Genomic DNA, 10,758 nt, shown 5'->3' with positions numbered 1-10,758 from the left:
TCTCTAAACCGGCCAGTCAGCCTAATCCAGATTCTTCGAACTGGAGGACTACAAAGCAGTCGTTGGCAACCTCACTCGGTTGGCCAAAACCAACAAACGAGGCAACTATCGAATTTAAATAGTTAAGGCAACCTTTGACCCAGATGACTGTCCGGTATTCGGCGAGCAAATTGACAATATCAGGAAAACTGGAGGTTCCAATTAGGCCCCGACTGCTTTAATGTTTGCCTTTTCATAGGTAAACATATCCCACCACACTTAACGCCAAAATGAAAATAACAATATTAAATTCCATAACATACTCGATCACTGCCGTCCCAAAATGGTAGTAAAGCGAGAAAAAACTTAGTGTCGAAATCGTGCAGGCAAATAAATCGGAACAGGCAAATTTTATCGCGCTCATTTTGCCCAATCCGGCTGTCAAAAACAAACCATTGCGGACACCGAAAGGGATGAATCGCCCGAATATCAAGGTGAGTATTCCATAGCGCTGATAATAATCATGAATTTTATCGATTTTATCTTGCCTAATCATTCCAGCGAAAAACCTAATTTGAAGTATCTTGGGGCCTAATAATCGCCCTAAGCCATAACAAATTAAATCGGAACAATAAGCACCGAGGTAAACCGCCAGGAAGAGAGAGGTCAATATTTCCGGATTCTTAATCGCCAGAGACGCCGCAATAAACAACATGCCGTCTTCAGAAACAGGAATATTAAATCCGGCCAATAACAAAACGCCGAATATGATGACAGGGGCATATTCGATATGATTTTGAATGACATCGGTTAAGGCATCCATATTCGACACAGGGTGCTCTAAAAGCTTAACCCTTATTTGCCCTGAGACTAGCGGCTAGATACCCCATCAACGCACCCCATACCAACATATAAATGCCATGTAATATTATTTGGAAGTTTAAGCGGTAAGCCTCGATATAGTAGTCGTAGAAATAATCCAATATAACAATGACAAGAATCAGTTTCAGGGCATTCTTAAACCTTAACGATTTGGCGTAGAAACAGCTCACCCCCATGACAAAAAAGCCCAGTAAGAATCGCGTGCCGGCATGAATTATCCATTCCATGTTGGGGATGGCTGTTTTCAACATCGCCATATTCATAAAATAAAGAAAAATCACCCCTATAATAAAGGTAAAACTAAGAATTTTCATGGCGCCCCCTTTATAGACTTAAAATTTTTATTCTTGTTTTAATCAACATCGGGTTAATTCATTGTTTCAAGCGTTATCATTATGCACACACTATTTCGATAAAATATTTATTGTGGTTTATTCGCGAGTGATTATTCCAAAATGAGCCAGACATAATCGATTCCCCAATCCAGCTTGACATCAACGTACGCCGTATTTTTTCGAGGGCTACCGATCTTACTCTCGACACAGATGATATGGTCTCCTTTATTTTTGCAACTTCAGATTTTCTAAAAGTAAATGGAGCGGGTAAAGTGTTAGCGCAGCCCACCGGCAGGCCAAGATGACTACACGAAATTACGCCGCGTTGACTCCACCGATTTGGGAAACTATCAATCCGTAAGGAAGATTTGACCTTGATATGAACACCCAACTTGATTTGCCATAATCGAAATGACGACTGGTGACACGACCGCTTGTTTTGCCCAACATTGGTTAGCTTCGAATATTTCGAAGAGTCTCACACCTTTGTGGGCATGCAAAGATGGCAGCTGCAAAGCTGATTACAAGAAAGGCGTCCTCAATTTCCCGTTGTTCTAGTTAAGGTTTCAATTTTATTAACGATTTGTGAAACGCCCAAAGGTTGATTATCAATCACTGAAAGACATTTTTTATAGGATCGTAGTTGAACACAAACCTTTTTACTCTCTATAGCAGGCTCTTTATTGACAATGGTAGTTACGGTTTGACTATCCTTGAGAACTACCTTTTTCTTGACGTTAAACGTATCCGAAATTTCAAAAAAATGCACAGCATAAAAATCATTCAGCAGCTCAATTAAGGTATCGTTTGTAACGTTTAATGGTTGTTGTTGGTTATTTTTAATAAAATAACTGTTTCCATTGCCATTTATTGAAATTTGATACCTTTCGGCGTTTTCCTTATTAGATTGACTGGAAACAGTTATTTGTATCTTCTTTAGCGGGAATTGAGTTGGCAATACCAAAGAATGTGGCTTCGCCATAACAGTGCTACTAAAAAACACACCGATCAATATCGAGAAAAGCAATAGATTAATTTTCATATATTATTCTCACTTTTTAAAAAGTCGGCGACGCATTAGTTTTTCTAATCCGACTATCAAATAAACACTTGTCGCTACGCCTAAAATCAATAGCCACTCTCCGCTGGAAAATGCAGCCGTACCAAAAAGTTTTTGCATAGGCGGCCAATAGGTAAAAAGTAATTGCAACAGCGTCATAGTCAATGCGCCGATAATCACCCATAAATTGGAACACACCCCAACATGAAACATTGAATGTTCCAAAGAGCGGCAGTTAAACAAGTAAAGCATTTCGCAAAAAACAAACACATTAGCGGCTACAGTCCGTGCCGAAGCCAGGGATTCGCCGCGTGCAAGCTCCCATTCAAACAGCCCAAACGCACCTATCAACATTAAAGTCGAGACCAGGCAAATCCGAAAAATCAGCACACCGTTGAGAATCGGCTGTTGCGGGTCGCGCGGTTTGCGACTCATTAAGCTGGGCTCTTTGGGTTCAAAGGCCAGCATCAACCCCAATAATACCGCTGTGGACATATTGATCCACAGAATTTGTACCGGCGTAATCGGCAAGGCAACATTGGCAAAAATGGCGGCGCTAATCACCAAGCCTTCGCCGCCATTGGTCGGTAAAGTCCAGACGATAAATTTAATCAGATTATCAAACACGCCGCGCCCTTCTTCCACCGCCGCCGCAATGGTGGAAAACATATCATCGGTCAATACCATGGCCGCCGCTTCCTTGGCGACTTCAGTGCCGCCAAGTCCCATCGCGACCCCAATATTGGCTTGGCGTAAGGCCGGCGCATCATTCACACCGTCACCGGTCATGGCGACAATATGCCCATTGGCCTGTAAGGCTTGCACCAGCTGTAACTTTTGTTCAGGCGCAATTCGGGCATAAACGGCACATTGTTCCACTAGCTGCGGATATTGTGCTTCATGAGTGGCCTGCAGCTCCGCCCCCGCCACAACCCGTTCGACATGCCGCATCCCCAATTGTTTCGCAATTGCCAAAGCCGTGACAGGATGGTCTCCGGTAATCATTTTGACTTGAATGCCTGCCCGATAACAGGCGGCGATTGAGGTGATCGCTTCAGGACGGGGCGGATCGATCATTGCCTGGAAACCCAGAAAAATGAATCCGCCTTTCACCTGATCATGGTTTACATCGTCATAGTCATGATCGCCACGCGCAAACGCCAACACACGAAGCCCTTGTGCCGCCAGGCGTTCAACTTGTTGGTGCATCAAGGCTTTATCCAATCCCGTTAGCTGCATTTGCGGGTCAAACGCTTTATCGCAACGCGCCAAGATACTTTCCAATGAACCTTTTAAGTAAACATGGCGACTATCAATCGCCAGATTATGATGCAAGGTCGCCATGAACTGATGCTGGGATTCAAATGGAATGGCATCCAGACGGGGATGAGCGGTACAAACGGATGCTTGATGTAAACCGGCCTTGTGTGCCGCCACCAGTAACGCGGCTTCGGTGGGATCGCCTTCGATGCGCCAACTCTCTGGCTCGGCAATTAATCGCGCATCATTACATAACAGTCCGGCTTTCAGGCATTCCATCAAAGCAGGAAAATTTTGGTGGTCTATCGTCTTGCCATTTAGACCAATGTCACCGTCGGGCGTGTAACCGCTGCCGGTGATGTCAAAAAACTCTCCGCCTGCATACAAGGCCTGAACCGTCATTTGATTTTGGGTCAAGGTACCGGTTTTATCTGAACAAATGACAGTCGTACTACCCAATGTTTCTACTGCGGGCAGTTTGCGAATAATGGCATTGCGTTTTGCCATTCTCGACACGCCAATCGCCAGGGTAATCGTCAGGGCTGCGGGCAATCCTTCCGGGATAGCGCCGACAGCCAAAGCCACTGACGCCATGAACATGTCCAACAGCGACTGACCTCGCCATACGCCGATTAAAAACGTAACCGCCGCCAAGCCCAGGATGACCCATAGCAATAACCTACTGAATTGAGCAATCTTAATCGTCAGCGGCGTTTCCAGCTCAATGGTGCTACTGAGCAGGCTATTGATGCGTCCAATTTCAGTGTGATCACCAACTTCAACAACGACCCCTGTGCCACTGCCATAAGTGACTAAAGTTGAGGAATACGCCATATTAAAACGATCCGCCAACAAGGTATCCTCGCTTAGCGTAGCTAGCTTCTTTTCTACCGGTACAGATTCCCCTGTCAGCGCGGACTCATCAATTTGCAACTCTCGGATTTGCAACAAGCGCAAGTCGGCCGGTACTTTGTCGCCGGATTGTAAAAACACCACATCCCCAACCGTCAACTCGTTAGCCGAAATGGAACGGCGTTGACCATTGCGTAGAACGGTGGACGTGACCGTCAACACCCGACTGAGTGCGTCAATGGCTTTCAGGGCGTTGGACTCCTGAATGAATCCGATAATGGTGTTGACCAACACCACACCAAAAATGACGCTGCTATCCACCCATTCTTCCAGGAGCCCGGTAATCGCCGCCGCAATCAATAAGATGTAAACCAGCGGCTGGTTTACCTGTTCAAACAGTAAACGCAATGGGCTTTTGCCGCGCTGGGGCGTAAGGCAATTCAAGCCGTATTGTTTCAGGCGTTGTTCTGCCAGGATGTCAGTTAGACCTCGCTGCACATCAATCTGCAAGCCGGTTTCCAATGCATCCAGTGATTGATTATGCCAATTTGTTTTCTGAGTTTTCATTTGCCTTAGTATTGGCGGGTTTGTTTCTGCTTAGGGTTAGGGTGAAGCTAAGTTTAATCGGCAACCGTTACTCAAGTCTGCAGATGGCTACTTTTACTTCCAACCGCCACCCAATGCCTTATAAATAGTGATAGTCGCCATGCGTTGCCGTTTGGTGACGTTGATTAATTCAAGATTGGATTGCAAGGCACTTTGTTGGGCGATGAGTACCTCCAAATAGTTGGCCCTGGCGGCTTTATAAAGTTCGTTGGCTGATTCGACCGATTGTTTCAATGCTTCGCTTTGTTGCTGTTTAAGCGTGCTGATTTGTTGCAAACTCTTGATGCTGGAAAGCTGGTTTGCCACCTCGACGTAGGCATTCAGTATGGTTTTCTGATAGCGATACATGGCCGCCAGCTGATTGGCTTGCGCGCTGTTGAAAGCGGCTTCCAACGATTTCATGTTGATAATCGGCGCAACTAGGGTACCGGCTAAGGAATAAGCCAATGACGCGGGTGAGGTAAATAAAAATTCAGGATTGAAGGCCTGAAAACCCAGACTGGCCGTGATATTGAAATTTGGATAAAAGGCCGCCTTGGCTGCTTTCAAGTCAAATTTGCTGGCCTGAACCTGAAGTTCCGCTTCACGAATATCCGGTCGATTGCTTAGTAATTGGGATGGAATACCCGACAAAATGACTGGCGGACCGGCTTCAAAAAACACGTTTTTCGCGCGTTCAATGGGCTGCGGATAGCGCCCCAATAAGAAGTTGATCTGATTTTCGGCTTCACTGATTTGTTGCAGCACACCATTTTCCAACACCTGCGTGTCGAGCAATTGGGCGCGGAATTGTTGTACGGCCAGTTCGTTGGCCCTGCCGGCTTCTTTCTGCAGTTTGATGATCTCCAGCGCTTCCTGCTGTTTCTGGGTGGTCTGCCGAACAATATCCAGTTCATGATCCAAGGCCAACAGTTCGTTGTAGTAAATGGCGACATCGGCTACCAGGTTGGAGATGACGAAATTGGTACCTTCAATGCTGGACAGATAGTTTGAAACGGCCGATTTGCGTTGGTTTTCCAGTTTGCCCCAGACATCGATCTCCCAGGACGATTGCAAGCCGACAAACAGATTGGTGTAATTCTCCGGCACGATTCGCCCAGGAGTAATTTCGGTGGTCGCGTTGCCGGCACCGTCCATCGTGTACAAGCCAAATTTTTCTACCCCACCGCCGAGATTCAAACTGACTTGGGGCAACATCGCCGCATTGGCCAATTTCACACTGGAACGTGACGATTCAATGCGTTGTAAGGCGATTTGCAGGTCTTGATTATTGCTGATGGCGGTATCGATCAGCTTTAACAACAGCGCATCGCTAAAGTAGTGCCGCCAGTCAATGGCGGCTATGCTAGTAGTATCGGATTTGTCTTGAAAGCTGGCCGGTATCGGCTGTTCCGGAATCGACAACTCGGTATTCAATGAACAGCCATTGAAAGCGGATGCCAATAAAGCCATGGCAACGCTGCAATAAATATTACGCATCATTGGGGGTCAAAGAGTCTCGGTAAATGGGGCTTTTTCTTTTTGATCATCGCGTCGATGTTTGTCGGCCTCACCGGCAAACACCACATATAGTCCCGGAACAACTATGACCCCGAAAATAGTGCCAAATATCATGCCGCCAGCGGCGGCTGAGCCCAGGGTGTTGTTGCCGATCTCGCCGGCACCGGAAGCGAACATCAACGGAATCAGGCCAGCAATAAAGGCAAATGAAGTCATCAAGATAGGTCGTAAACGCAATACAGCACCTTCGATGGCCGCCTCGAACGGTGACTTGCCTTGTTTGTGTTTCATCGCGGCGAATTCGATAATCAAAATCGCGTTTTTACCCAGGATGCCGATCAGCATGATCATGGCGATTTGCGCGTAGATATTGTTTTCCAGCCCCATTACCCATAGCGTGAACAAAGCACCAAAGATGCCGATAGGCAAGGACAGAATCACCGGCATGGGCAACAGAAAGCTTTCGTATTGCGCTGCCAATAGCAGATAAACAAATAACAGGCAGATCAGAAAGATATAAATAGCCTGGTGACCGGCATTGGCTTCGTCGCGTGAGGAACCCGCCCAGTCGTAACCAAAGCCTTTAGGCAATTTTTGCGCAGCCACCTGTTTAATCGCTTCAATGGCCTGTCCACTGCTGTAGCCGTCGGCCGGCTGGCCGTTGATCATGGCCGATGTGTACATGTTATAGCGGGTGACCTGCTCCGGACCGTAGACCTTCTCTATCGTCAGAAATGACGAGAAAGGCACCATGTGGCCGGCATCATTTTTGATATACAGCTTCAATAAATCATCCGGGTGAGCACGATATTCCGGCAAGGCTTGCACCATCACCCGGTACATTTGACCAAAGCGGATGAAATTGGTGGCGTACTCACTCCCAATCAAGGTTTGTAAGGTGCTCATGGCATTTTCTGTGGTGACGCCTTTTTGAGCGGCTTTATCGATATCGACATGCAATAGAAATTGCGGAAATTTGGTGTTGAAGGTGGTAAAGGCATTGCTAATTTCTGGTCGCTTATTCAACTCTTCCACAAAAACGTCGGCCACTTTCTGCAGTTTTTCCAGGCTGCCGCCGGTTTTATCCAATAAACGCATTTCAAAACCACTGGAGTTACCGAAGCCCGGCACGGGCGGAGGCGTAAAAAACTCGATGCCGCCGTCTTTGATATGTTGAGTCTTTTCCTCGAGTTGTTTGATCACCTGCTTATCGGAAAGACTTCTATCCTGCCAATCCTTCAAGCTGATAAGATTCATGCCGTAAACCGCCCCGGTGCCGTCCGAAAGTACGCTGAACCCTGCCAGGCTGGAAACTGAGGTCACAGCGTCCATCTGTGATGCGATGCGCTGTACTTCATTCACCACCTTTTCGGTGCGTTCCAGCGTAGCGCCGGACGGGGTGGTGATATTGGCATAGATGGTCCCTTGATCTTCTTGCGGAATAAAGCCCGAAGGTACGCGGTTGCCAATCAAACCTGCGCCGAACGAGAACCCCAGCAATATCCCAAAGGTAATCAGTCTGCGATTGGCTATCAGCCTGATCAGGCTTTTATAACCCTCGGCCAGTCCGTTGTACCAGCGATTGAATCCGGCGAAGAATTTTTCAAGACTGGTTTTTTGCTGCGGTTCATGGTGATGAATGGCTTTCAGAAAAAAGGCGCAAAGTGCCGGGGTCAGCGTCAACGCGGTGATGCCTGATAGCACAATCGCAAACGCCATAGTCAACGAGAATTGCCGGAAAAAAATGCCGGCCGAGCCTTCCATAAACGATACCGGCAAAAACACTGCTGACATTACCAAGGTGATTGCGACAATCGCGCCGCTGATGTCCCGCATGGCTTGTTCAGTTGCCCGTTTCGGGCCGATATTCCCCTGTTCCAGCTTGGCATGCACCGCTTCGATGACCACGATGGAGTCGTCGATGACGATGCCGATCGCCAGTACCAATGCAAACAAGGTGATCAGATTTAACGAAAAACCCATCACATGCAGGAAGAAAAACGTACCTATCAGTGAAACCGGGACAGTGACGACCGGAATCAAGGTGGAGCGAACATCCTGCAGAAAAATGAATACCACCAAGGCCACCAACACGAAGGCTTCCAGCAAGGTTTTGATGACTTCGTGAATCGAAGCATCCAAAAATTTGGACACATCGTAACTCAGGGTGTAGTCCATGCCAGGTGGAAACGAACTGGCTTTAATGTCTTCCATGGTTTTTTTGATATTGGCTATCACCTCCTTGGCATTGCTGCCGGGGCGCTGTTTGAGCACGATAGCCGCCGACGGCTGGCCATTTTCTTTGGAGAGCACATCGTAGTCCTGTGAATCGAATGCGACTTCAGCAACGTCTTTGAGCCTTAAAATTTCGCCATCGCTTTTACCGCTCAACACAACATTTTCATATTCCTCTACGGTGTTGTATTTGCCGGTGTATTTCAAAATGTATTGCATGGCTTGCCCCTCGCGGCCCGAGCTTTCGCCGATTTTGCCCGGTGCGGCCTCGACATTTTGCGCCCTTAATGTCTCAATGACCTCGGTGGGCGAGATGTTGTACATCAGCAATTTCTCGGGTTTCAACCACACCCGCATGGCATATTCCCGTGCGCCCATAATGTCGGCAAAACCCACGCCCTCGATGCGTTTCAGCTCTCTGAGAACATTGATATCGGTAAAGTTGTAAAGAAACTTTTCATCCAGGGTCGGATCCTTGCTGAGAATATTGATATACAGCAGCATGCTGTTTTGGACTTTTTCGACAATAACCCCGGCTTTTATCGCTTCTTCAGGCAGTTCATCTAAAACCGACGCCACCCGGTTCTGCACGTTGACCGATGCCACTTCCGGATCGGTTCCGGCTTTAAAAATAGTTTGTATCACGCTGACCCCGTCGTTGCCCGACACCGAGGACATATACGCCATACCCGGTACACCGTTGATGGCACGTTCCAGCGGCGTGACCACCGCTTTGACGCACGCTTCGGCGTTGGCGCCGATAAATTTGGTGGTGACGGTGACTTCAGGCGGCGCAATTTCCGGAAACTGTGTAACTGAAAGCCGGGTGACAGACAGCAGGCCAATCAAAATGGTCAAAATAGCCATCACGATGGATAGCACCGGACGATGAATGAATCTGGTGGTTATCATGTGGTATAGCTCGCTTATTGTTGAGACATGGCAGTCGCTAAATCAATCGGAACAGGGGTTATTTTGCTGCCGTCTTTGGCGTTTTCGACACCTTCGTAGACTATTTTTTCGTTCGGGGACAAACCGGATTCCACAACATAAAAATCGGTCAATTGCATACGCGGAACAATATTGCGCTGCCTTAATGTGTCGTCCTTGTCGACCACAAACACGTACAACTTGTCTTGAATTTCAAAGGTGGATTTTTGTGGGATCAGCAAGGGATTCGTGAGTTGTTTATTGATCACCACCTTGCCATTCGAACCGTGTTTCAACAGGCCATCCGGATTAGGGAAGCGGGCTCTGAAGGCGATGTTGCCGGTGGCATGATCGAATTCACTTTCGATCATTTCGATTTTTCCGCTATGCGGGTACAGCGTTTGATTGGCCAGCTTCAAGCTAACCTTATCGGCCTGTTTATCGCTGGCCGACACATAATTGAGATAGTCGATTTCTGAGAGATTGAAATACGCAAATACTTCCCGATTGTCGGAAATCGAGGTCAACATGTCCCCATCGGCGATCAAACTGCCAACCTTGTTAGGAATCCGGTTGACGTAACCGTTGAACGGGGCCTTGATATGTGCAAAGGACAGATTCAAAGCTACCTGTTCCTGGTTGGCAGCGGCTTCTTCCATATCGGCTCTTAGCGCCTCAACCTTGGCTTTGGCCACTTCAAATTCACCTTCGGCCACGATATTTTTTTCCAGCAGCCGTTTGACATTACTCAACTCGACTTCTGCGGCCTTTAAATCAGCCTGGGCGCTTTTATGAGCGGCATGGGCTTTTTGCAGCTCTTTTTCGAACTCCATGAAGCTCAGGGTAAACAACAGTTGGCCTTCCTTGACCGCCTGACCTTCATCGACATGAATTTTTTCAATGTGGCCTTTGATCCGGCTCCTGACTTCGACATATTTCACCGACTGGATTTCGGCAACATATTCACTATCGTAGCTGGTGTCTTTGACGATGGGATTGATTACTTCATGGGTATCGACTGCCTCGGGCTGTTTTTCGGAGTTGCAGGACGAGGTGCTCAGAAAGCATAAAACCAACAGTATTTGGATGTTTTTCATTTCAAGTGATGAGCAAATTAAG

At 47.4% G+C, this 10,758-nt stretch carries 7 protein-coding genes; all 7 read right to left on the bottom strand.

Annotated features, from left to right (window positions below):
- Positions 1-232: 232 nt before the first annotated feature.
- The 7 genes from A1332_RS16665 to A1332_RS16635 all read right to left on the bottom strand — a co-directional run bounded on the left by A1332_RS16665 (position 233) and on the right by A1332_RS16635 (position 10,736).
- Positions 233-802, bottom strand: a complete 570-nt coding sequence (locus A1332_RS16665) for a DedA family protein (protein ID WP_064009563.1) — start codon at positions 800-802, stop codon at positions 233-235.
- 25 nt (positions 803-827) lie between these two features.
- On the bottom strand, positions 828-1,175 hold the full coding sequence (locus tag A1332_RS16660; protein ID WP_064009562.1) for a hypothetical protein: 348 nt from the start codon (positions 1,173-1,175) through the stop codon (positions 828-830).
- A gap of 559 nt (positions 1,176-1,734) precedes the next feature.
- On the bottom strand, positions 1,735-2,238 hold the full coding sequence (locus A1332_RS16655; RefSeq protein ID WP_064009561.1) for a hypothetical protein: 504 nt from the start codon (positions 2,236-2,238) through the stop codon (positions 1,735-1,737).
- Between the two features lie 9 nt (positions 2,239-2,247).
- Positions 2,248-4,935 (bottom strand): cation-transporting P-type ATPase, encoded by a 2,688-nt coding sequence (locus A1332_RS16650; protein WP_064009560.1) that lies wholly within the window; start codon positions 4,933-4,935, stop codon positions 2,248-2,250.
- Between the two features lie 93 nt (positions 4,936-5,028).
- Positions 5,029-6,426: an efflux transporter outer membrane subunit gene (locus A1332_RS16645; RefSeq protein ID WP_231890340.1), complete on the bottom strand. Its 1,398-nt coding sequence runs from the start codon at positions 6,424-6,426 to the stop codon at positions 5,029-5,031.
- Between the two features lie 36 nt (positions 6,427-6,462).
- Complete coding sequence (locus tag A1332_RS16640) at positions 6,463-9,621, bottom strand: efflux RND transporter permease subunit (RefSeq protein ID WP_231890339.1); 3,159 nt, start codon at positions 9,619-9,621, stop codon at positions 6,463-6,465.
- Between the two features lie 14 nt (positions 9,622-9,635).
- Positions 9,636-10,736 (bottom strand): efflux RND transporter periplasmic adaptor subunit, encoded by a 1,101-nt coding sequence (locus A1332_RS16635; protein WP_064009558.1) that lies wholly within the window; start codon positions 10,734-10,736, stop codon positions 9,636-9,638.
- Between the last annotated feature and the right edge of the window lie 22 nt (positions 10,737-10,758).

Source organism: Methylomonas methanica (assembly GCF_001644035.1).
Classification (GTDB): Bacteria; Pseudomonadota; Gammaproteobacteria; order Methylococcales; family Methylomonadaceae; genus Methylomonas; species Methylomonas methanica_A.
Note: the sequence above shows the minus strand (reverse complement) of the source record. Positions and strands in the feature narration are given on the sequence as shown.

What these genes read in the sequence shown, in the direction of transcription:
- A1332_RS16655 (WP_064009561.1), bottom strand. Translation starts at nt 2,238, where the DNA reads ATGAAAATTAATCTATTGCTTTTCTCGATATTGATCGGTGTGTTTTTT.
- A1332_RS16660 (WP_064009562.1), bottom strand. Translation starts at nt 1,175, where the DNA reads ATGAAAATTCTTAGTTTTACCTTTATTATAGGGGTGATTTTTCTTTAT.
- A1332_RS16645 (WP_231890340.1), bottom strand. Translation starts at nt 6,426, where the DNA reads ATGGCTTTATTGGCATCCGCTTTCAATGGCTGTTCATTGAATACCGAG.
- A1332_RS16650 (WP_064009560.1), bottom strand. Translation starts at nt 4,935, where the DNA reads ATGAAAACTCAGAAAACAAATTGGCATAATCAATCACTGGATGCATTG.
- A1332_RS16640 (WP_231890339.1), bottom strand. Translation starts at nt 9,621, where the DNA reads ATGATAACCACCAGATTCATTCATCGTCCGGTGCTATCCATCGTGATG.
- A1332_RS16665 (WP_064009563.1), bottom strand. Translation starts at nt 802, where the DNA reads ATGGATGCCTTAACCGATGTCATTCAAAATCATATCGAATATGCCCCT.
- A1332_RS16635 (WP_064009558.1), bottom strand. Translation starts at nt 10,736, where the DNA reads ATGAAAAACATCCAAATACTGTTGGTTTTATGCTTTCTGAGCACCTCG.